Annotated in this window: 18 protein-coding genes, 1 tRNA gene and 3 pseudogenes; 14 read left to right on the forward strand and 8 right to left on the reverse strand. The window is 64.3% G+C overall.

Annotation, left to right across the window (positions count from 1 at the left end; all coding sequences use genetic code 11):
- Positions 1 to 33 precede the first annotated feature (33 nt).
- Complete coding sequence (locus ACNSTU_RS01250; protein WP_290631893.1) at positions 34 to 660, reverse strand: M15 family metallopeptidase; 627 nt, start codon at positions 658 to 660, stop codon at positions 34 to 36.
- A 572-nt stretch (positions 661 to 1232) separates the two neighbouring features.
- Here ACNSTU_RS01250 and ACNSTU_RS01255 point away from each other — a divergent pair.
- Complete coding sequence (locus tag ACNSTU_RS01255; protein WP_290637776.1) at positions 1233 to 2651, forward strand: putative bifunctional diguanylate cyclase/phosphodiesterase; 1419 nt, start codon at positions 1233 to 1235, stop codon at positions 2649 to 2651.
- A 124-nt stretch (positions 2652 to 2775) separates the two neighbouring features.
- On the opposite strand, the gene ACNSTU_RS01260 is transcribed toward ACNSTU_RS01255, so the two are convergent.
- Together ACNSTU_RS01260 and ACNSTU_RS01265 are read right to left on the reverse strand one after the other, a co-directional pair.
- The gene (locus tag ACNSTU_RS01260; RefSeq protein ID WP_290631889.1) at positions 2776 to 3285 is read right to left on the reverse strand and encodes a DedA family protein; all 510 of its coding nucleotides are present in this window, start codon (positions 3283 to 3285) and stop codon (positions 2776 to 2778) included.
- A complete protein-coding gene (locus tag ACNSTU_RS01265) occupies positions 3282 to 4157 on the reverse strand; it encodes a DUF1295 domain-containing protein (protein WP_290631887.1) in 876 nt (291 codons plus the stop codon). Before ACNSTU_RS01265 ends, ACNSTU_RS01260 begins: the two co-directional genes overlap by 4 nt.
- 617 nt (positions 4158 to 4774) lie before the next feature.
- Here ACNSTU_RS01265 and ACNSTU_RS01270 point away from each other — a divergent pair.
- A pseudogene (locus ACNSTU_RS01270) lies at positions 4775 to 4945 on the forward strand (type II toxin-antitoxin system RelE/ParE family toxin); the annotation flags it as partial.
- A gap of 122 nt (positions 4946 to 5067) precedes the next feature.
- On the opposite strand, the gene ACNSTU_RS01275 reads toward ACNSTU_RS01270, so the two are convergent.
- Positions 5068 to 5637, reverse strand: coding sequence for a hypothetical protein (locus ACNSTU_RS01275; protein WP_418212012.1), 570 nt, complete (start codon positions 5635 to 5637; stop codon positions 5068 to 5070).
- Positions 5638 to 5783: 146 nt separating this feature from the next.
- On the opposite strand from ACNSTU_RS01275, the gene ACNSTU_RS01280 reads away from it, so the two are divergent.
- The 5 genes from ACNSTU_RS01280 (at position 5784) to ACNSTU_RS01300 (ending at position 11110) form a co-directional block, all read left to right on the forward strand.
- Positions 5784 to 6317 carry a Crp/Fnr family transcriptional regulator gene (locus ACNSTU_RS01280; RefSeq protein WP_418212013.1) on the forward strand — a complete coding sequence of 178 codons (534 nt, stop codon included), beginning with the start codon at positions 5784 to 5786 and terminating at the stop codon, positions 6315 to 6317.
- A 286-nt stretch (positions 6318 to 6603) separates the two neighbouring features.
- Positions 6604 to 7440 (forward strand): N-acyl homoserine lactonase family protein, encoded by an 837-nt coding sequence (locus ACNSTU_RS01285; RefSeq protein WP_418212014.1) that lies wholly within the window; start codon positions 6604 to 6606, stop codon positions 7438 to 7440.
- A 166-nt stretch (positions 7441 to 7606) separates the two neighbouring features.
- A complete protein-coding gene (locus ACNSTU_RS01290; RefSeq protein WP_418212153.1) occupies positions 7607 to 8374 on the forward strand; it encodes an outer membrane beta-barrel protein in 768 nt (255 codons plus the stop codon).
- A gap of 75 nt (positions 8375 to 8449) precedes the next feature.
- The gene (locus ACNSTU_RS01295; RefSeq protein WP_418212015.1) at positions 8450 to 9841 is read left to right on the forward strand and encodes a serine hydrolase domain-containing protein; all 1392 of its coding nucleotides are present in this window, start codon (positions 8450 to 8452) and stop codon (positions 9839 to 9841) included.
- Positions 9842 to 9919: 78 nt separating this feature from the next.
- On the forward strand, positions 9920 to 11110 hold the full coding sequence (locus ACNSTU_RS01300; RefSeq protein WP_290636112.1) for a serine hydrolase domain-containing protein: 1191 nt from the start codon (positions 9920 to 9922) through the stop codon (positions 11108 to 11110).
- Between the two features lie 122 nt (positions 11111 to 11232).
- On the opposite strand, the pseudogene ACNSTU_RS01305 reads toward ACNSTU_RS01300, so the two are convergent.
- Positions 11233 to 11502, reverse strand: a pseudogene (locus ACNSTU_RS01305) (LytTR family DNA-binding domain-containing protein); the annotation flags it as partial.
- Between ACNSTU_RS01305 and ACNSTU_RS01310 the strand changes: the two are divergent.
- From ACNSTU_RS01310 to ACNSTU_RS01330, 5 genes and pseudogenes are all read left to right on the forward strand, one after another.
- Positions 11495 to 11713, forward strand: coding sequence for a hypothetical protein (locus ACNSTU_RS01310; protein WP_290636114.1), 219 nt, complete (start codon positions 11495 to 11497; stop codon positions 11711 to 11713). The pseudogene ACNSTU_RS01305 and the gene ACNSTU_RS01310 sit on opposite strands and share 8 nt — an antisense overlap.
- A gap of 201 nt (positions 11714 to 11914) precedes the next feature.
- Positions 11915 to 12267: pseudogene (locus tag ACNSTU_RS01315) on the forward strand (DUF418 domain-containing protein).
- A gap of 154 nt (positions 12268 to 12421) precedes the next feature.
- On the forward strand, positions 12422 to 13534 hold the full coding sequence (locus ACNSTU_RS01320) for an efflux RND transporter periplasmic adaptor subunit (protein WP_290636118.1): 1113 nt from the start codon (positions 12422 to 12424) through the stop codon (positions 13532 to 13534).
- On the forward strand, positions 13534 to 16629 hold the full coding sequence (locus ACNSTU_RS01325) for an efflux RND transporter permease subunit (RefSeq protein ID WP_418212016.1): 3096 nt from the start codon (positions 13534 to 13536) through the stop codon (positions 16627 to 16629). The genes ACNSTU_RS01320 and ACNSTU_RS01325 overlap by 1 nt, the downstream gene beginning before the upstream one ends.
- A gap of 37 nt (positions 16630 to 16666) precedes the next feature.
- Positions 16667 to 16837 carry a hypothetical protein gene (locus ACNSTU_RS01330; RefSeq protein WP_290636122.1) on the forward strand — a complete coding sequence of 57 codons (171 nt, stop codon included), beginning with the start codon at positions 16667 to 16669 and terminating at the stop codon, positions 16835 to 16837.
- A gap of 301 nt (positions 16838 to 17138) precedes the next feature.
- Here ACNSTU_RS01330 and ACNSTU_RS01335 read toward each other — a convergent pair whose 3' ends face one another.
- On the reverse strand, positions 17139 to 17639 hold the full coding sequence (locus ACNSTU_RS01335) for a nucleoside deaminase (protein WP_290636124.1): 501 nt from the start codon (positions 17637 to 17639) through the stop codon (positions 17139 to 17141).
- Positions 17640 to 17842: 203 nt separating this feature from the next.
- Complete coding sequence (locus tag ACNSTU_RS01340) at positions 17843 to 18334, reverse strand: CIA30 family protein (RefSeq protein WP_290636126.1); 492 nt, start codon at positions 18332 to 18334, stop codon at positions 17843 to 17845.
- 98 nt (positions 18335 to 18432) lie between these two features.
- Between ACNSTU_RS01340 and ACNSTU_RS01345 the strand changes: the two genes are divergently transcribed.
- Both ACNSTU_RS01345 and ACNSTU_RS01350 read left to right on the forward strand, forming a co-directional pair.
- Complete coding sequence (locus ACNSTU_RS01345; protein WP_290636128.1) at positions 18433 to 19380, forward strand: histone deacetylase; 948 nt, start codon at positions 18433 to 18435, stop codon at positions 19378 to 19380.
- A 126-nt stretch (positions 19381 to 19506) separates the two neighbouring features.
- Entirely contained in the window at positions 19507 to 21741 is a 2235-nt protein-coding gene (locus tag ACNSTU_RS01350) for an NADP-dependent isocitrate dehydrogenase (RefSeq protein ID WP_290636130.1), read from the forward strand.
- A gap of 161 nt (positions 21742 to 21902) precedes the next feature.
- On the opposite strand, the gene ACNSTU_RS01355 is transcribed toward ACNSTU_RS01350, so the two are convergent.
- Positions 21903 to 21979, reverse strand: a tRNA-Arg gene (locus ACNSTU_RS01355).
- Positions 21980 to 22017 lie beyond the last annotated feature (38 nt).

Genomic DNA, 22017 nt, shown 5'->3' on the forward strand with positions numbered 1-22017 from the left:
CTTTCGAGGTAGGCCGGTTTCAGGTAGTGGAGCTCACTCGCCGCGCTGAAACATCCAGTGCCAGGGCTCGAAGATCAGCCCGTTGTCGTTGTCTTCCGGGTAGGAGAGGGCGAAGCAGAACTCGTCCGCGCGGGCTTCGAGCCAGGCGAAGGCGTCTGTCTCGGCGAACTCGCGGGTCAGTCCGGGGCCGCCCGGCGTGGCGATGTCGATGGCATCACCGGTGTGGTGCTCGCTGTGCCCCGGAGCCGCGCTGGTGCGCAGAATGGCGTCAATGGCCCGGCCGTTGTCCAGGCGCCGGTTCAGCAGCGTGGTCTGCTGGAAGACGCTGCGGAACGTGGAGGCCGGGAACAGCTCCACGCCGTCCATGCGCGCTGCCGCCTGCATCCGTAGCCAGGCCCGGGCCGCGTCCGGGCTCATGAAAAAGGCGCCGCGGCGCTGGTCGATGGCGATCAGGTGCAGCGTCTCGGCCTGCGGCTGCAGCGGTAGCCCGGTGCGCTCAACGTAGTCGGATGGGATCTCCAGCTGGCGGTGCAGCCCGTGGATCAGCGCCTTGTATGCGTTGTCCGGCGCCTCCAGGGCGGGCGCGCCGCAGCGGCCGTCCGCATGGAGCAGCGCCGGTGCAAGCAGGGCGATCAGCAGAAAGGGTCTCCAGTTCGTCATCTGGCCAGTATCCGCCCAAGCGGGCTGTGGGGTCCGCGAACGCAATCACGGATGGGATCGCCCGCTTACGGGCGCCTTCAGCTCTGGTGCGACATGCCGGCACCATCCCGTGGGTGCTGCGTGCAGAAAGGCGTTGTTAACCGGTGGTTGTTCTGCAAGTCTATGGGAAAAGGGCTCAATCCATAATACGAAAACCAACGGAAACATGAGCCGGTTTGTGCGGGAAGCACAATACCGATAACAAGCTGAGACAAGAAGGTTCGCCAGGGGCCGTTTCGCGTTTTCCAGGGGTGACAGGCGCGTATCCGGGAGCGGCGTTCCGGGAGGGGGCGGTTTGGACGCGGAACGGATGGCCTTGCCGCGGCTGGCGCGATGGACGGATGGTGCATTTGTCAGCCTGCTGCTGATCGCGCTGCTGCTCCTTGCAGCACTTTGGACTGTTGTCCTCGATGGCGGGACGCCCTCGGCCTACGCCCATTTCATGTACGCCCCCACCATTCTTGCCGCCTACCGCTATCGCGCCGTCGGTGGTGCGCTGTGCGGGTTCCTCGGAGGCTTTTTGGTGGGGCCGGTTGCCCGCCTGGATTGCCACTGGCGACCCCGCCACAGAGCTGAGCTGGCTCGTGCGAGCCGCCTGGATCAGCGTGGTCGGCTTCACGCTGGGCGCGCTGTTCGGATACGCGAGCCGACAGGCCGGGCTGCTGGAGCGGCACTGGCACACGGACAACGGCACCGGCCTGCCGAACCTCCCGGGCCTCAGGCGCCTCATGGCCGTGGCGGATCGCAACAACGACGCCGGCGATGACCGCGACGTGATCGCCACGGCGTTCAAGGTGGTGAACTACGACGCCCTGGTGGGGAGTTTTGGCTATCAGGGGGCCGACGAGATCATGCGCGCCCTCGGGCAGCGGGTGTCGGACGGGCTGCCGGACGCTGCGATGCTCGGACGCACGGCCCCGGATGATCTGGTGGCGCTGGAGCGCATCGCGCGCGGCGGCGACGCCTCGGTAAAGCCGCAGAGCCTGCCGTCGACACTCGAGATCGGGCGCATGCAGGTGTACGCCGATATCGCCCTCGGGTCGGCCAGGGCCGCGTTCCCGCTGGAGTCGCCGGATGAACTGCTGCGTCAGGCGTCGGCCGCCGCCGGTAGGGCGCGGGATCGCGGGAGACGGATGGATGTGCACAACAGCAGCGACGAGCATGATCGCCGGCATGCTCTGCAACTGCTGGCTCAGGTGCCCCGGGCGCTTGAGGCCGGTGAGATGTATCTGGTCTATCAGCCCGAGCTGGACCTGCGCACGCGGACGATTGTCGGCGTCGAGGCGCTGATCCGCTGGAACCACCCGGAGCACGGGCTCGTCTCGCCGGACCAGTTCATTCCGCTTGTGGAAGGGACGGCACTGATCGAGGACCTTACCCACTGGGTACTGGACCGGGCAGTGCAGGACAGCCAGACCTGGCAGACCGCCACGACGCCCAGGCTGGCGGTGAACATTTCCAGCCGGAATCTCATGAGTCCGGCGCTGATCGACCACATCAGGGATCTACTGGCGCGCACGGGCTTCCCCGGCGACCGGCTGGAGCTGGAGATCACGGAAACCGCGCTGACCGAAGTGGAACAGGCCCACTGCGAGCTGCTCGCGGAACTGCGCGACATGGGCGTGTGCATCGCCATCGACGACTTCGGCACCGGTTACGCATCGCTGGCTTACATCCGCAAGCTGCCGGTGGACGTCCTCAAGCTGGATCGCTCGTTCATCCAGGCGGCACCCGACCAGCCCAAGGACCTCCAGATGCTGCGCCGGATCGTGCAGATCGCCAGCGATCTCCAGCTGAAGGTAGTGGGCGAAGGAGTGGAGGATCGCCGGATGCTCGATCTGCTTGCCGATCTGGGCTGCGATCACGCGCAGGGGTATTTCATCGCACGACCGCTGCCGTCTGACGCCGTGAGGGGGTTCCTGAACGACTCTGGGGAATCGTTGCAGGTCTAGGCGATCTGATTTCCGGGCTCAGTCAAGCCCGAGTGGATCACTGGGTTCCCGCGCCCGGCTTCAGCTCGACTAGAACACACAGCAGCTTGCCCCGTGCGACCCGGTCTCGCAGCAGGTGGATCAATCAGGAAGGGAGAAAAAGCGTATGCGCGCCCTGCACGATGGCGACCAGGCCCAGCGCCCACAGGCTGCATGCCGCCACGTCGTACAGGGTATAGCGCGTGCGTTTGAATCGCGTGACGCCCATCATGGCGGGGACCAGGCTACGGATAGCCGGGATGAAACGGCCGATGAAGATGACGAAAACGCCGTAGCGACGCACCATGGCCTCGGTGCGTTCCCAGCGCTGCGCGTTGCGCTGAATGATGCGCCAGCCATGGATACGGTGGCCGATCCCGCGACCCGCATAATAGCCCACGTGGTCACCCAGCGACGAGCCCACCATCGCCATGGCAGCCATGAGCCAGATATTGGCCCAGTCATTGGCGTAGAAGACTGAAGTAACCACGACGATCATCAAGCTGGGGACGAACAGGCCCACGCCGACACAGGTTTCCATGAAAGCCAGCAGCGGCACGAGGAAGATGGCCTGCTCGCGGTGCTCGCCGGCCCAGGCGAGGATGGAGTCGATCATTTCGCACGACGTCGGGGCGGCCGGGGCAACAGGACCGGCGTGACCGCCTTGTAGGCCTCATAGTCGGCCTCGCCACCCCATTTCTCATCGGCGCGCTGCTCCAGCATCGGAATGCCACTGACTTTCAAGAGCAGCCAGCAGACGAACAGCGGCGAGAGCCAGCCCAGCCATTGCCATCCGGTCAGGGCCGGTGTCGCCATGACCGCGATACCCGTCCACAGCATGATTTCGCCGAAATAATTCGGATGGCGCGACCAGGCCCACAGGCCCTGTTGGATGAAGCGCCCTTGGTTGGTCGGGTCGGCATTGAAGGCGTTCTTCTGGTGATCCGCTACAGCCTCAATGGCAAAACCGCCAACCCAGATGATCAGCCCCAGCGTGGCCAATACATCCCAGCCCGAGGCCCCCGGGCTACTCACCGCAATCAATGCGGCCAGCAGCGTCACGAAAACCCATAGCCCCTGGAGCGTCCAGGCCATGAGGAAGCTGCCCCAGTAGGGCTTGAGGTTGTCAAAGCGGCCATCCTTTCCGCTGCGCTTTACGCGCAGGAACAGGAAGCTGCCCAGACGACCGCCCCAGATGAGTACCAGCGCCGTGATCACCCACCCACGTGCATCCGGACTCGCGAAGCTGGCTGCCAGCAGGATCACACTGGCGTAGGTTAGTGCGCCGGCGAGGTCGTAATAATGCTCGGTTTGGCGCAGGAAGGATGGCACGAACACCAGCCACTGCACCGCAAACGAGAACAGGGCCAGCGCTGGCAACAGCGGGAGACCGGCGACACGGTACGCGCCATCGTCCAGCAACAAGGCCAGCCCCAGCGCGAGTAGGGTTGCGATCACACTGACAAGAAAGGCCGAGCTGTTGCGCACAGCGGGCTCCGTTTGAATGCTTCGGAAGGGAGTATGCGTGACACTGCCACAAGCCGGTCGGCGCGCCTAACAAATTCTTTCGGCGCTCGACTGAGGTCCTCCGCGAGGACGATCGACCGCCGTCCCGCCGATTCAGGCGCTAGCCGCACGGTTAGTAATCAGGAGGCGCAGGAGCGCATGCGGTCGTGGCAAAGCTGAAGCAGGCGAGGGAGGTACAGCGCTGGCTAAGGGATATCCTCAGCGTGCTTCACCGCGCTATGGATATCGACCGATACCTCACGTGACACTGCCTTGAAGCCGGTCCCATTATGGCTCGATCCCGACCTGAAGGCGTCATCGGGCCTGCGGTCACCGAACGGCCGCTATAGCAGTTATGAAGACATCCAGTACCACCTTTATGTCCTGGAGAAAGTCAGGCGTGGCGAAGCTCGTGCCGAGTCAGAGGGCACTGTATCTCACCAGGAGGACTTGGACCGTCTTTCGAAATGGCGTACGAAGTAAGGTGGTCACCGGAAGCGGTTGAGGACATCGAAGCTATTGCTGCGTGGATTGGCAGAGATTCGCCGCAGCACGCTGAGGCCGTCGTTGATCGACTGCTGTAGGCGGCCGCCACCCTCGACCACAACCCCTCCCGCGGCAGAGTAGTTCCGGAGTTCGAGGATTCCGCTTATCGTGAGACTTTCATCTTCAGCTACCGGGCAATCTATCGAGTCAATCCGGCGGCTGTCGTCGTGATTGCAATCGTTCATGGCAAACGCTTACTAGAGAACATTCCGCGCACGGAATAGATCTGTTCCAACCAGCGACAACTGCACCACGACGGAACGCTCCGCCCCCCTCTTAGGGCTCGAGCCTCGGGCGCTCGGTCGGAGGCGACACACCGGTGATCGTTCAGGGTCGGCTGGTGAGCCTAATGGTGGTGATGGTGCCCACCATCGCCGCCGTAACCCCTTTCTTGCTGGTACTCGTGTATTTGATGCCTGGTAAGCAGTTCCGTCATCTTTAGGTGATAACGTAGGTGAACCGCCCGCAGCCTCCCTTGTGCTTCGGCAGCCGCCTGAGTTGCCGCGTCGACCTCCGCCTTGCTGGCGTTGTCATCCGCGAACACGGCGTCAACCTCACGTTCACGCTCGATGTAGAACTCGCCGGCGGCAATCGCTTCCTGCTGCATATCCTCGAACAAGCGACGAGTTTGTTCGATCTGTTCTTCCGTCAGCTCCAGCTCATCAGCGAGATCCAGCACGTGTCGCGGGCCGGGGTAGCCATTCAGTTCTGCCGGCAGGGCGAACCCCATGCCTCTGCCCGCACGGAGATCCTCCAGCTCTTCTTCCGACAAGCTCGTAATCTCGCGTTGCTGTAAACCGGAATACTCATGATGACGGTCCTGGGCATTCGAGCCATGCGTGACCGAATCATCGCCAGACGCAGCAAGTGGACCCGAGAGAGCGACGAGCAGGATGACCGACACGAAGTGTCGCATGGTGAGCCTCTGAAGGTTGACCAAAACGCCATCGAGTTTGTCAGAGGGATTGACCGACACATATGATTATAATCATGCAGCGGAACAGCGGCGAGTTGGACGACCTCTTTCGGACGTGCACCGGGAAACCTCCTGGGATTCGCACATTGACCACTGGAGATGTACTTTTCCGGGCAACGCAACCTGTGCATTCGCTGCACGTCGTTCGGGAAGGCTCGGTTGCTCTGATCCGAACGGATGCCAGAGGCGAAGAAATCACACTATACAAGGCCATAGCCGGAGAGTGCGTCGCTGAGCCCTCGCTGTTCGCCGAGCGGTACCATTGTGATGCCCGAGCAGTCTCGCCCACGTCGGTCACTGTTTACCCACGTCAAGCCGTCCTGGAGAGCCTGCGTTCGAATCCCGACATGGCGCTACAGGCAGCCATGAGCATGGCGCATCTGGTGCAGTCCACACGAACCCGCGTTGCCCTGCTCAGCCTCAATAAAGCACGAGACCGCATATTGCATTACCTCCAGCTTGCCCGGCGCAACGGGGCTGACCATGTTGACATGCTTTCCGACTGGAAAGCCGTCGCCACGGAACTCTCCCTGACGCACGAGGCGGTTTACCGCGCGTTGGCGCAATTGGAGCGTGAAGGGCTCATCCAGAGAGAATCGAAACGCGTCTGGCTGACGTAAGCTGCATTTGCCGACCCCGTTGTCGTGCGAAGCGGGAACACCTCAGAGCGGTCACTGTGGGGTGCGGCCGCCACTGGCAGGTTCGGGTCGACGTTCGCCGTAACGCCGACATGGACCGCATTCTGCAGGGTGGATCGCGGGATCGATGTGAGCCAAGCTGCTCTTAATAAATCATTCCGTGTTGGGAACCATGGCCGCCATGACTCGCCGAGATGCCGCCATACAAGACCCACAGCAATCGAGGACGCTGCGAGGCGTGCAAGTGGGCACAACCGGGACGGGCAGCATGCATCCCGAACACCGGTACGGCTCGCGGCTGCCGCTCATGCTCTGGGTTCTTCTGTCACGGCGCTGGGTCGATGGGGTGCCGGTGCATTTCTTCGCCATCGACCATCGCGATGGGCTGGTGTTGTTCGACACTGGTCTGGATCCGGCGATTGCCAGCGATCCACGGGGCTATCTGGGCAGCGCGGTGGGCGTGTTCTTCCTGCACCGGTTGTTTCGCTGGCAGATCAGCCCCCAGGACAACGTCACTGACCAACTGGCGCGGATGGGTCATGACGTGAGCTCGGTGCGAAAGGTGGTGTTTTCCCATCTGCATTTCGATCACACCGGCTGCATCGACCATCTGCTCCATGCCCAGCTTCTGGCACCGCGGAAGGAATGGGAGGCACTCACTCGGCCGCATGCCGAACGCAACTGGTATCTGCGTCAGCATGTTGATCGCCCCGGCGCGCAGTGGACGTTATTCGACATGGAGCCCTGCAACGACCCGGCGCTTGCCCCGTTTGGCGCCTGCTTCGATGTCATGGGGGATGGCTCGATCGTGCTGTTGCCGACACCGGGGCACACTGCCGGATCAGTCTCCATGTTGTTGCGCAGTAACGGCATGCCACCGATCCTGTTGATCGCCGATCTGGCCTTTGAGCTGGACATGCTCATGACCGATCGATTGCCTGGCGTGGGCGAGGGCTCCGAGGCGATGCGTGTCTCCTACGCAAGGGTGCGCGCATTACGCGAGCGGCTGCCCGGATTGGTGATTCTGCCCAGCCATGACATGGGAACCGCAGCACGTCTTACAAAAGCGACGAACTCACACGCACCAGCGTTCGAGAGTCGTTGAACAGCGAGCGCCTTCGTGGCCCCGAAGCCGTGATCGGCGGTGCGTTCATCGGTTTGAACGTATAATGACCTTTGTGCATGGCATGGCCATGCCCTCCGGTGCCCCGCAGACGGTACCCCCGGCTTCGGGCGACTTCCGGTCAAGCCCCCACGAGAAGGACACGATGATGCTCCGGGCCTGTCCGTGCAGCTTACTGGTCTTGGTATTGATGGCTTTGCCGGCTCCCGGGCAGGTGCAGGCGGCGGAATCCGATCCTTCGGGCTGGACGGTTGAGCTGGAGACCGGTGGCCTCTGGTTCAGCCGCAACCGCGCTCGCATTCCCTCCGACACGGGCACCACCGTTGACCTGCGCGATCTGACCGGGAGCGGAGGTGATCCTTATGTTCGCCTTTACGTGGGCTATGAGTTCAACGAGCGGCACAGTGTTCGCCTCAACCTGGCGCCCGTAAGGGAGACGGGCACAGGAACCCTGGACAGAGAGGTGGAGTTCGACGGTGAGACGTTCGAGGCGGACACACCGACCCGTGCCAGCTACAAGTTCAACACCTATCGGCTGACCTATCGCTGGATGTTCCATCGCGATGCAGACTGGGATCTCGGGGTGGGAGCCGCGCTCCTGGTCAGGGATGCCCACATTGAACTGCGCCAGGACAACGTGCGCGCCAGGAATGAAGACTTGGGGTTCGTACCGCTGCTGCATCTGTATGGCGGGTATCACTTGACCGATCGCACGTCGCTGGTGCTCGACCTGGAGGGTGCGGCCGCGCCACAGGGGCGCGCCCTTGATCTTGCCGTACAGGTGCGTCATGCGCTGCCGTCAGGCTGGCAGGTGTTCGGCGGCTATCGCACATTGGAAGGCGGCGCCGACAACAGCAGCGTCTATACATTCGCATGGCTACACCACGTCTCGGTTGGCATCGGGTACCGCTTCTGACATTACCCCCTGAATGGATCAGCGATACTGGGGACTGGGATCGACCTTGGCTTCGGCCGACATCGGGCTTCACCCATGAACGATCAGGCACTGCTGGACGTCATCGCCGAGCTCGCCAACGACTGGGGCGTTCCCGGCGTCGCTGCCGCCCTTTGGCACCGGGGCGAGACGACGTACGCCTGTCACGGAGTGACCAGCATCGAGAACCCGTTGCCGGTCGATGTGCACACGTTGTTTCAGGCGGGCTCAATCAGTAAGACCTTTACGGCCACCGCGTTGGTCCTGCTGGAGGCTGAAAGACGCGTGGAGCTGGACGCGCCGGTGCACCGCTATGTGCCGGAGTTGCAACTGGCGGATGCGACGGCGGCCGCCCAGGTCACGCTGCGGCAGCTCCTGAACCATACCGCCGGTTGGGAAGGCGATTTCTTTCCGGATACCGGCGAAGGCGATGGTGCGCTGGCGCGTTTCGTAGCTCGTCTGAACGAGGTTGCACAACTCACGCCGCCGGGCGCGCTGTTTTCGTATAACAACGCCGCATACTGCCTTGCGGGCCGAGTGATCGAGAACGTCACCGGTGACACCTACGAGCGCGCCATTCGCAAGCTGATACTGCAGCCTCTGGACTTGCGCGCGTCGTTCTACTTTCCCAACCACATCATGACGCGTCGGTTTGTCGTCGGGCACAGGCCGTCGGCGGACGACACCCTGCAGGTCGCTCGACCCTGGTCGGCGGTACCGCGCAGTGGCCACCCCGCGGGTGGCCTTGTCACCAGCATCAAGGATCTGCTCGGCTGGGCCAGATTCCATGCCGGTGAGGATTGCGAAGCTCGTGGGCCGCAGGTTCTTAGCACGTCGAGGCTGCGTGCAATGCACGAGCCCACGGTGACCATGCGCGGCTGCGCGATTGGCGATGCACTGGGTATCGGCTGGTTTCTGACCGACGTCGGCGGCGCTTGGCTCGTGGGCCATGACGGCAGCACGCATGGCCAGGAGGCCAGTCTGTCTTTCCTCCCTGGACATGACTGGGCGCTGGCGCTACTCACCAATGCAAGCCCCGGCGGTCTGGCGTTCAACCGCATGGCCCGACGGCGCGTGCTCGAGGCTTGTACAGGGGTCATTGAGCCGGAGCCTGAGCCTGAGTCGGCAACGCCGGGCGCGCTTGCTGGCTATGCGGGGACGTATGGCGCTCGCGGCATGCGGTGCCAGGTAGCGGTCGGTGAGGCCGGAGACCTGGAATTCACCCTCCGGAATGATCCGGAACTGCCGGCACTCATGGCCGAGGACGGTGAAGTGCCTGCATCGCAGCCGATGAACCTGCGCGCCGGGCTGGTGAGTGGGCCTGCGGATCGGTACGTGTTCGCAAGCGCCCCGGTCCAGGGCGTCACCGGGTACTTTGAGCGTGACGGTGATGGCGACGTGCGAGCGCTGCACCTGTTCGGGCGCTGGCTGCCCCGCGTCGGCACGTGATATTCGATGCAGGCGAGCCGAGCCATCCCAGGGGGCAAATCGCCGTAAAGACGAATCACGGTCGGGAAGAGCAAGACGATGGTCGATTCAATCCATCACGGGAGCTTTCCGCCAGCCGTTGGCAGCCTACTGGAACGTGCGGTTCAGGACCTGGCCGGTCTGCGGGGAATCCGGCACGCCATCCTGGGTGTCGAGCCAGGGGATCGCTCGTACCGCTGGATCGGTGCCGCCGGTGCCGCGGACCCGAGTGGTACACCGATGACGCCGGAGACGCCCTACTGCCTGGCCAGTGTCACCAAGCTCTACATCGGTGCGGCGATCCTGCGCCTCGAGGAACAGGGCCGGCTCTCCATCAATGATCCGCTCACGGACCATCTGCCCGACCATCTGGTCACTGGTCTCCATCGGCGCCGGGGCGTGGATAGGACGGCCGATCTCACACTGCGCCACCTCCTGGCGCATGCCTCCGGGCTGCCCGAATACCTCTCGGAGGCGCCCAAGGGGAACAAGGCGCTACTGGACCGAATCGTTGAGCAGGGTGACCTGAGCTGGGAGCCAGCCGACGTGACCGAACTGGTCCGGACAGCGAAGGGCGCGCACTTCAATCCCCGCCCCTTCGACGGACGTCGGCATACCGTGCGCTACTCGGACACCAACTTCCAGCTTCTCATGGCCGTGATCGAGGCGGTTACCCGCCAACCAATCCATGAAGCGTTCGCGACGCTCATCTACGCGCCGCTGGGCCTGACCCGCACATGGCACCCGGGAACGCCTTCGGAGGCATCCATGCCGCCAGCCGCAGTGCCATGGGCGGGTGAGGCGCCGTTTGACCGGCCGCTCGCCTTGCGCTCATTCCGGGATCTCTTCAGCACGGCCGAGGAGACGCTGCGCTTCTTGCGCGCCCTGATCACCGGGGCCCTGTTCGATGAGCCAGCCACGGCGGAGCGGATGCGGGAGCACTGGAACCCGCTGGGGTTTTCCCTTATCCCGACAGCCCCCGGCTGGCCCATCGAGTACGGGTTGGCCATGATGCGCTTTCAGACCCCACGCTTGCTGAGACCGTTCCTCACCGTCCCGACGCTCATTGGGCATACCGGAGTGTCCGGCTCATGGCTGTTCTATGCCCCCGATTCCGACCTGTACCTCACCGGGACAGTGGACCAATTGACGGCCCCGGCAATACCGTTCAGAAAACTGCCACGACTGGTCGAGCAACTGCGCTCTACCGCCGTGAAGCGCGCAACAGAGGAGGCGCGACAGCGCGACTGAACGCCGAGGTTGAGCGCTGGACCAGGAGAACCGTGATGGTGCTGCGAGATTCCGTTGAAGTCGCTGCGGACATAGTCAGCGTTCCGGCCCATCCGAGAGGGGTGCTTTTCTTTGGCTACTTCTTGCTGATAGGTGCGGCTGACCCGCACCTCCCGACCATCCTTGAGCAGGAGGCTCATCCGCACGTTGTGCCGATTGACCGCTTCGACAGCGTCGTGGGCAACCCACCAGGAGCGGTGGACGCGTCGGCCCAAGCCGTCGAGCTCTCTTGCGGCATCTTCCATCCGGCACAGGATGAGTTGCTCGCCATCGGTACTGTGCACGGCAAGGTAGTGATCCTGCATCTGCAGGCACAGAAGCTCGCCGCGGATCGGGCGCTCCGTGATGAACATCCAGACGTTCTCGATGATCAGCCAGGCCTATCTCAACCCGACACTGGGCGGGACCATGACCGGCGTCGATTTCTGGCTGTGGGCGGTGTCCCACGTCCCGTTCGATTCAAAGTTCCTGGCGCTGTTCGCGGCCCTGTTCGGCGCCGGAATGGTTGTCATGGCGGAGCGGGCCGAAGCCGCCGGCATCTCTACATGGCGCCAGCACAGGTGACGCATGGGTATCCTGGCGCTTATCGGGCTGATCCACGCCTACGGCATCTGGTACGGCGATGTCCTGTTCATCTATGCCGTCATCGGGCTGATTGCGTTCGCCTTCCGGAAGGCCTCGATCCGGCGTCTACTGACCGTCGCCGCGCTCTTCTACGCGGTGCCCGTTGTTGTCGGACTGGCCATGACCGGGCTGTTCTTCGCCATGCCCGGCGACGAGCACGAGGCAACGGTGCAGGCCCACTGGCAGCCCTCAATCGAGGCGATTGCGGCCCAGCAGGAAGCCTATCGCAGCGGCTGGCTCGGCCAGACGGCCCTGAGCTGTTATCTCCTCACCAGCGTGCTCTGCGGCACCGTGTTCTACGGCCACGGGCTTGGCCTGTTCGGGCAAGCCGACCGCGTGGATCAGCTCCTGGTGGTGCTCGCGGTCTGGGCAGTTCTCTGATCGTGGCGCCGGCCTGGCTGCGTCGCTTCCACATGGGGCCTGTGGAGTGGCTGTGGCGGTGGGGCGTGAAAGGGGAGAAGCCGGCAATGCGGCGCCAGGCGGCAGTGGCCTGACCGGCCAACCTGGCGAGGGCGCGCCCGCGCCTTCCTTCTCGGGTAGCCGAAGTAGACAATGCGGGTTACCGCTGCGCTACACTTCCGCTCAATCTACCGTGGAGAGGGGATCTCGCCCGCTTTACCGCGGATCCTTCACACGCAGGAGCAAATCATGGCGCTGTCCAGAGGACTCCGCTCCCGGTTCCTCAACTCCACCACTCTCGTGTTCTTGGCGATCATTGTGTTGCTCACGGCGTGGATCGGCAGCGGCGTGATCGGCAGGGACGACGCCCCGGTGGCGGACCGGGGGCCCCCAGGGCCACCCACGGTGGCGGTGAGCATCAGCGAGGCCGAATCGGTGACCCGGGAAGTGGTGCTCTACGGCGACGTGGAGCCGAATCAAGTGTCGCTGCTGCGAGCACGCACCGACGGCATCGTGGAAGAGATGATCGCCACCGGCACCCGTGTGGAGCGCGGCGACGCGGTGGGCCAGCTCTCCACCGATGACCGGCAGGCCCGTCTCGCCCGTACCCGGGCGCAGGTGGCCTCGGCCCAGCGCAACTATGACAGCGCCATGGAGATGGTCGAGGGCGGATTCATATCCCGCGCTGAAGTGCAGACCCGACTGGCCGAACTGGAAGCGGCCCGCGCCGATCTGCGGGCCGTGGAGCTGGAGATCGACAACACCACACTGCAGGCACCCATCGGCGGCGTGGTCAACCGCATCGACGCGGATGTGGGCGCCTACGTGTCCATGGGCGGAGAGGTGCTGCAGATCGTCGACAATCACCCGCTGATCGCCGTGGTGCATGTCCATCAGGCCGCGGCGCCACGGCTGCGCACGGGCATGCCGGCCCACGTGGACTTCGTCGGCGCCGACCGGCGCGAGGGCACCATTCGCTACATCGCCCCGTTGGCCGATGGCGCCACCCGGACCTTCCGGGTGGAAGTGGAGGTTGACAACAGCGACCTGGCCCTGCCCTCCGGGCTCAGCGCCGAAGTCATCATCCCCACCGACACGGTGGAGGCGCATCGGGTATCCCCGGCCCTGATCCGTCTCGACACCCAGGGCCGGATCGGCCTGCAGACTGTGGATGAGGATGACCGCATCGCCTTCACGCCGGTGGAGGTAATCCGGGCCCGCGCCGACGGCGTCTGGGTCACCGGTCTGCCGGATCCGGCCCGGATCGTCACCATCAGCCGGGGTCTGCTGAGTCCCGGACAGGCGGTGGAAGTGCGGGAGACGCCGGCAGCCTACCTCCGCTCGGGCGGGGAGGCGCGCTAGTGGCGCGGGCACTGGCGGCCATCTTCAGCCGTGTGCGCACGGTAGTGGTCCTGCTGGCGCTGATTGTTCTCGCCGGCGGCTATTCCTACGTGACCGTGCCCAAGGAGGCGGCACCGGAGATCGACATCCCCTTCTTCGTGGTGAATATCGCCTACCCGGGCATCTCCGCCGAGGACAGCGCCCGGCTGCTGATCGAACCCATGGAGCGCCAGCTACAGACCGTCTCCGGGTTGCGGCGCATCGACGCCCAGGCCGGTGAGGGCTTCGCCACCCTGACCCTGGAGTTCGACCCGGGCTTCGACCACCAGACCGCACTGCAGAGCGTGCGCGACGAGAGCGACAACGCCACGCCGGACCTGCCGGCGGGCGCGGAGGCGCCGGTGGTGCGGGAAATCGACCTGTCGCTGTTCCCGATCCTCACCGTGGCACTGTCCGGCGACGTGCCCGAGCGGGAACTGATCCGCATTGGCCGGGAACTGGAGGAGCGGCTGGAGTCCATCTCCGGGGTGCTGGAGGCGGACATCTCCGGCGCCCGGGAAGACCTCATGGAGGTCATCATCGATCCGCTGGCGCTGCAGTCCCACGGGATCTCACCCCAGGAAGTCAGCCAGGCGGTCCGTAGCAACAACCAGCTGGTGCCCGCCGGCGCCTTCGATACCGGTTCCGGGCGGATCGGCGTCTCCATCCCGGGCACCATCCAGTCGGTGGCGGACGTGCTGGTCATGCCCGTGCAGGTCACCGACAACGCCGTGGTCCGCGTTCAGGACGTGGCCGAGGTGCGCCAGACCTTCCAGGACCCGACCAGCTTCGCGCGCATCGAGGGCCAGCGCACCATCGGCCTCGACATCAGCAAGACCTCCGGGGCCAACATCATCGACACCGTGACCGAGGTCCAGGCGGTGGTCGAGTCCATGCAGCAGGACTGGCCCGCGGCGGTGCGGGTGGATTACCTACAGAACCAGGCCGACGACATCGGCAGCCTGCTGGGGGACCTGGAGAACAACGTCATCACCGCCATCGTGCTGGTCATGCTCACGGTGATCCTGGCCCTCGGCCTGCGCGCCTCGCTGCTGGTGGCCATCGCCATTCCCAGCTCCTTCCTCGCCGGCATCCTGGCCATCAACGTCCTGGGCTTCACCCTGAATATCGTGGTGCTGTTCGCCCTGATCCTGGTGGTGGGCATGCTGGTGGACGGCGCCATCGTGGTGGTGGAGTTGGCGGAGCGCTACCGCGCCGAGGGCCGTGCCCGGCGCGAGGCGTTCCTGGCCGCCGCCCAGCGCATGGCCTGGCCGCTGATCGCCGCCACCGCCACCACCCTGGCGGTGTTCATCCCGCTGCTGTTCTGGCCGGGCACTGCCGGGGAGTTCATGCGCTATCTCCCGGCGACCGTGATCGTCACCCTGACGGCGTCGCTGTTCATGGCCCTGGTATTCGTGCCGGTGGTGGGCTCACTGTTCTCCGCCGGCACGTCACCCCTGTCACCGGCCCGCGCCGCGTCGGCGCCTGGCCCCTACGGCCGGGTGCTGCGCTACATGATCGCCCGCCCGGGCTTCGCCGTGGGGCTTGGCCTGCTGGTGCTGCCCGGCTCGTTCGCCATCTACGGGGCACTGGGCAAGGGTGTCGCGTTCTTTCCGGCGGTGGAGCCGGAACGCGCCCAGATCCAGATCCAGGCGGACGGCAACCTGTCGGTACAGGAATCCGATCGGTTGGTCCGCCTCGTGGAAGACACGGTCATGGGCGAGGCTGGGGTAGACCGGGTTTACGCCCGCACCATCGGTTCGGTGGAGGCGCGCCTGGGCGCCAACCTCGGGCCGGACGTCATCGGCACCATCCAGCTCGACTTCGATGACTGGCGCCAGCGCGAGCCGGCCGCGGTGATCCTGGGCCGCATCCGCGACGCCACAGACGCCATCCCCGGCCTGGGGATCCAGGTCGAGGAGCAGCAGGCGGGGCCCGGCGCTGCGCGGCCGGTGCAGATCGAACTCTCCGCACGCGACCGTGATCTCCTGGCGCCCGCGTCCCGGCAACTCCAGGAGCTGATGGCGGAACAGGGAACGTTCGTGGATGTGGCCAGTGACGTACCGACCGAGCAACCGGAGATCCGCCTGCAGGTGGACCGGGAGCAGGCAGCCCGCTACGGCGTGGACATTGCCACCCTGGGGGATACCGTCCAGCTGCTCACCGGCGGGCTGCTGCTGGGCTCCTACCTGCCCGAGTTTGCGCCGGACGAAGTGGACATCCGGCTGCGTTACCCCGTGAAGGACCGCACTTTCGCCCAGCTTGCCGAGCTGCGCATCGCCACCGAGCGCGGCATGATGCCGATCACGAACTTCGTGGCGCTGGAGGCCTCACCGGCACCGTCGGTGATCAAGCGCGTGGACGGCCGCAACGTCCAGACCGTCTCCGCAGGCATCGCCCCTGGCACTACCTTGGCCGCGGAGCTGACCACCCTGGAGGACGCCATCGCCGCCTCCGGACTGGATGAACAGGTGGACGTGCGCTTCGCCGGAGAACTGGAGGATCAGCAGGAGACAATCGAGTTCCTCATGGTGGCGTTCATCGTGGCCCTGTTCCTGATGTTCCTGGTGCTGCTCACCCAGCTGAACAGCTTCTTCCAGGGCCTGCTGGTGCTCTCCGCCATCATCTTCTCCATCGCTGGCGTGCTACTCGGGCTGGTGCTCCGTCAGGAGCCGTTCTCGGTGGTGATGAGTGGCATCGGCATCATGGCGCTCGCCGGCATCGTCGTGAACAACAACATCGTGCTCATTGATGCCTACAACGAGCATCGCGGCACCGGCATGTCACCCAGCGAGGCCGCCCTGCGCGCCGGCTCCGAACGCTTGCGCCCGGTGCTGCTCACCGCCATCACCACCATCGTCGGGCTCATGCCCATGGTGTTCGGTCTGACCGTGGACTTCTTCGCCCGGGATCTATTCTTTGGCGCGCCTTCAGGGCAGTTCTGGATTCAGCTTGCAACGGCCATTGTCGGCGGTCTGGCTATCGCCACCTTCATCACCGTGCTGCTCACTCCCACACTACTCGCCTGGGACGGCGATCGACGCCTGCGTGGCGCCGACAAGGCAACCGCACCATAGATGGTTGAGTCACTGAGGCCGTTCATCCGATACTTTCGTGGAACAGCAGTTCGATCTGCATGACGGGGCGGTTGTCGCAACCGCAAAACGCCACCGCGCTGCTCTCCGCAACCCTCCGAAACCTGTCGACGCCTACCTCGATACCCTCGCGGCGCAGGGGCTTGTCGTCACGGCGGAAAGGCTGCGGGAGTTCGCAGACGTTCTCTGACCAAACTCGACCCCGTAACCAAGGGACACTGTTCGACCCTGAGCTGCCGGTGACTCGTCACAAACGGAAGTCCGCTATTCGGAGTGGCGCGACTCACACCAACGAACCTTCTGCAAGGCCGGTACGGTTCACCTGCGCTACAGGGACGTGGTCACAGCTGGGACTCGATGGGCAGAAGTCGCGCCGCACCGGCCCCGAAGCGCCGCCGGCGCGGGAGCCGCTGGCGTTTTAAGGTCACCCGGGGTTAAACCGTTCTAGGTGTGCCGGATAACACCGCCCCAGTGATGCCCTCTAAAGCCGTCTAGAGTTGCTTCCGAACAAGTTCCAACCACTCCTTGTACACAGCGATCGCATCAGCTTCCATGACCCGGCTTGCGCGAATGCTCTTGCCCTGTGTCGCCGGCAAGCAAGCCTCGGCGCGCAGACTCGGCACATCCGCATCCGCGAACCGCGTCCCCTGCAAGGGCGCAAACAGGCTAGTCGCCTTTTCACTGTCTGCCGCGAAGTACAGCTCCCGGATTCCTGCAAGCTGCATCGCCGCAGCGCAAAGCGGGCAGGGCTCACCTTGCGCGAATAGAATGCAATCGCTCAGATCCCAGGTATCGAGGCGGTGACAGGCATCCCGGATCGCAACAATTTCTCCGTGCGCCGTCGGGTCCCGATCTACCTCCACACGGTTGATCCCGACGCCCACCACCTCTCCCTCGCGAACGACCAGACTGCCAAACGGCTTGGTACCGGGTTCGCGAAGGGCGCGTCGCCCCTGATTGAGCGTCTCCCGCATGAGTTCATGAGCGTCCATATTACCTCTTCGCACTCGCAGCTGAGTTCAGTTTTCCGGGCACCTTTATTGTATACAATGCACTGCTCCACGAAACCAGTTGCTCCAAACGCGACCTCTACGGGTCGGGCACTGCCATCCAAGAACGTCCCGGATCGTAGCGGAGAAGGCTACGGTGGGGAATCAACCTGGCGGGCCTAAAATCGGGCCAAGCAGGTCACCGTTCAGGCATCGATTCCGTGAAGAACCAGCGCGAATGCCCCGGCCTGCTTGCCGGAGATGAACAGGCTGAGCGACGCGATGCATGCGGGGTCCAGCGCCGGGGCGTCGGGCAGCGTGCGGCCCCGAAACGACGGAACGAATCCGGCGAATGGCAGCGTGATCGGTTCGCGGCGATCTGCCGTGGTCGCGAATGAGTGCTGATACACAGGGGCGTCGCGGTCCCACGTCATGCGCAGCCCCAGCTTGTACTCCTTGCCGTCGCCGCGGACATCCAGCACTACGCCGTCATGGCTCGACAGGTCCAAGGTGGGAACGTCGCATTTCACCGAGGCGAAGCCGCCGCCATTGGCCAGGCTGACCTCTCCCCGGAAGACACTGCTCACGGCGTCCAGCGGCTCCACAGCCCCGGTGGACAGGCCTCCCATGACCGGGTCACCCACGGATACCCATGGGGCGGGTTCTGCCTGCAGACCGAAGCGTGCAACTGCCACCATGCATTCTCCTTGGGCGTGCCCGGTTGCGTGGGTGTTGGCAGAGCAGTGTATTCTGCCCGCTTGCCGGAATCGATCCGTCCTGTTCGCCGGGAGCCGCCATGGGGTTAGCAACCGTCCACCACCCGGGCTACACCATCGATCTGCCCGACGCGCATCCGTTTCCCATGCGCAAGTTCCGCGTCTTGAGGGAACAGCTCGCGGCCTCGCCGTATTCGGAAGTGGCGGAGTGGCTGCAACCGGAGCCGGTGGATCCGGCCCTGCTCACCCGTGTGCACACGCTGGAGTACATCGATGCGTTCCTTAACGGTCGAACCGAGCGCGCCGCACAGCGGCGGACTGGGTTCCAGTGGTCCGAGGACCTGGTGGCCCGGGTGCGCCTGGAGACCGGTGGCACGGTCCTTACGGTGCAGGCGGCCCTGGAGTGCGGACTGGCCCTGAATACGGCCGGTGGTACCCACCATGCGCACGCCGATGCCGGCAGTGGGTACTGCCTCATTAACGACATCGCCGTAGCAGCCGTTCACGCCCTGGCGAGCGGCTGGGCGCGGCGCATCCTGGTGGTGGATCTGGACGTGCACCAGGGGGATGGCACCGCCGGGTTGCTCCAGGACGAGCCCGCGGTTTTCACGTACTCCATGCATGCCCGCACCAACTTCCCGGCACGCAAACGCGCAGGCGATCTGGACATCGCGCTGGATAAAGGGGTTGCGGACGCCGAGTACATGGGCATGTTGGAACGCACGCTGCCTCGGCTGCTGTCGCAGGTGCGCCCGGAGCTGGTGATCTACGATGCGGGGGTGGACGTGCATGCGCAGGACCGCCTCGGCCACCTGGAGCTCTCCGACGCGGGTATTACCCGGCGCGATACCTACGTGCTGCAGACGTGCCGCGAGAGCGGCATTCCCGTGGCGGGGCTGATCGGCGGCGGCTACGACCGCGACATCGACGCACTGGCCCAGCGCCATGCGCTGCTGTTCCACGCCGCCCAGGGGCTGTGGCACGCCTCCGGGCCGCTGCTGGCCTTCGAGGGTGAGCAAGAGGGATGAGTCAAAGCCGAGTGCCTCCGGGAACCCCGGTACGGTTCAGTCCGTTACTATCAGAACACGGCAGCCCGATCATATGGGACAATAGCAACATCGTCGTCATCCGATAATCACGATGAAGAGGATTCCATGACTGACACTGCCAAGAACACGATCTACTACACGCTTACGGATGAGGCCCCTGCGGCGGCCACCCGTTCGTTGCTGCCCGTGGTCCGAATGTTTACCAGCGCCGCCGGCATCGATGTCAAACTTTCTGATGTCTCGCTGGCTGGGCGCATCCTCTCCGCCTTCCCGGAGCGGCTGAGAGACGACCAGAAGGTAGAGGACGGACTGACCTTCCTGGGCGAGCTGACCCAGAATCCACACGCCAACATCATCAAGCTACCGAACATCAGCGCCTCCATCCCACAGCTCACCGCTTGCATACGCGAGCTGCAGTCCCAGGGCTATGATGTGCCGAGCTACCCGGCCGAGCCCAAGAACGATGAGGAACAGGCCATCCACGACCGCTATGCCAAGGTGTTGGGCAGTGCGGTCAACCCGGTACTCCGCGAAGGCAACTCCGACCGCCGCGCCCCTCGTGCGGTCAAGAACTTCGTGCGTAAGCACCCTCATTCCATGGGGAGGTGGAGCAAGGCCTCCCGCACCCACGCCGACTACATGCGCGGTGGCGATTTCTACTCGGCCGAGCAGTCTTTCACTATGCCTCAGGCCGGTAAGGTGCGCATCGAGTTCGTTGACAAGGCCGGCAACGTCAAGCTGAAGAAGAAGCTGGAGCTGGAGACCGGCGAGATCATCGACAGCATGCGTATGAGCGTCAAGGCGCTGCGGGCCTTCCTGGAAGACACCATGGAAGATGCCCGGGAGTCCGGCGTGATGTGGTCCCTGCACGTGAAGGCAACCATGATGAAGGTCTCCCACCCCATCGTGTTCGGCCACGCCGTGAAGGTCTACTACAAAGAGGTTTTCGAGAAGTGGGGCGACCTGTTCAAAGAGCTGGGCGTGAACCCCAACGACGGCCTAAGCAGCGTCTACGAGAAGATCGAAAGCCTGCCGCGTTCCCAGCAGGAGGAGATCCACCGGGACATCCTGGCCAGCTACGAGCACCGCCCGGAAATGGCCATGGTGGATTCCTACAAGGGCATCACCAACCTGCACATGCCCAGCGACGTGATCGTGGACGCCTCCATGCCGGCCATGATCCGCAACGGCGGCAAGATGTGGGGGCCGGACGGCAAGTCGAAGGACTGCAAGGCGGTTATGCCGGAGAGCACATACTCCAAGATCTACCAGGAGATGATTAACTTCTGCAAAACCAATGGCGCCTTCGATCCCACGACCATGGGCTCCGTGCCCAACGTGGGCCTGATGGCAAAGAAAGCCGAGGAGTACGGCTCCCACGACAAGACCTTCGAGCTTGAGGCCGACGGCGTCATGCGGATCGTCGACCATAAGGGCGACGTGCTGATGCAGCACGAGGTGGAGAAGGGAGACATCTGGCGCGCCTGCCAGACCAAGGACGTCGCCGTTCGTGACTGGGTCAAACTGGCGGTGGGCCGTGCCCGCGAGTCCGACACCCCGGCCATCTTCTGGCTGGATCGCAACCGCCCCCACGACATCGAGCTCATCAAGAAGGTCAACTGCTATCTGCAGGAGCACGACCTGAGCGGCCTGGACATTCGTATCCAGACCTACGAGGAGGCCATCCGCCGCTCCATGGAGCGCATGATCCGCGGTCGCGACACCATCTCGGTCACCGGAAACGTTCTGCGTGACTATCTGACCGATCTGTTCCCCATCATGGAGCTGGGCACGTCGGCCAAGATGCTCTCCATCATCCCCCTGCTCGAGGGCGGCGGCATGTACGAGACCGGCGCCGGTGGCTCCGCGCCCAAGCACGTGCAACAGCTCCAGGAGGAGAACCATCTGCGCTGGGATTCGCTGGGCGAGTTCCTGTCTCTGGCGGTCTCGCTGGACGACCTGGGCATGAAGCAGGACAACCCCCGCGCCCGTGTGCTGGGTGAGTGCCTGGACCAGGCGACGGAACGGCTGCTGGAGAACGAAAAGTCACCGTCCCGCAAGACCGGGGAACTGGACAACCGTGGTAGTCATTACTTCCTGGCCCTTTACTGGGCGGAAGCGGTTGCCGCTCAGACCGAGGACCAGAAACTGGCGGACCATCTGGCGCCAGTGGCCAAGGAGCTGAAAGATAAGGCCGAGCAGATCCTTGAGGAGCTGAGCGTGGTCCAGGGCAGTCCGGCAGAGCTGGATGGCTACTATCACCCGTCTCCCGAGGCCGCCGACAAGGTCATGCGGCCCAGCCAGACGCTGAACGGGATTCTGGCGAAGGCGATGGGCTGACGGGAACTGTGTGCTGAAGCCATGCTAGGGAACATGACCTTGCCCGGCTGAATTGGGCGTAACCGTGTTCTACGGCCACGAGCTTGGCCTGTTCGGGGCAGGCCGACCACTTGAAACCGCAGAGGGTGGTGGATCTGTTCGGAAGGTGCTGGAAGGGTAGCTGGCGCCCCGGGCAGGATTCGAACCTGCGACCTACCGCTTAGGAGGCGGTTGCTCTATCCGGCTGAGCTACCGGGGCTGAAGGGGCTGCAGTATAGCGGAGGAGGGCGCCGGGCT

The organism is Aquisalimonas sp. APHAB1-3 (assembly GCF_048323695.1).
Lineage (GTDB): Bacteria > Pseudomonadota > Gammaproteobacteria > Nitrococcales > Aquisalimonadaceae > Aquisalimonas.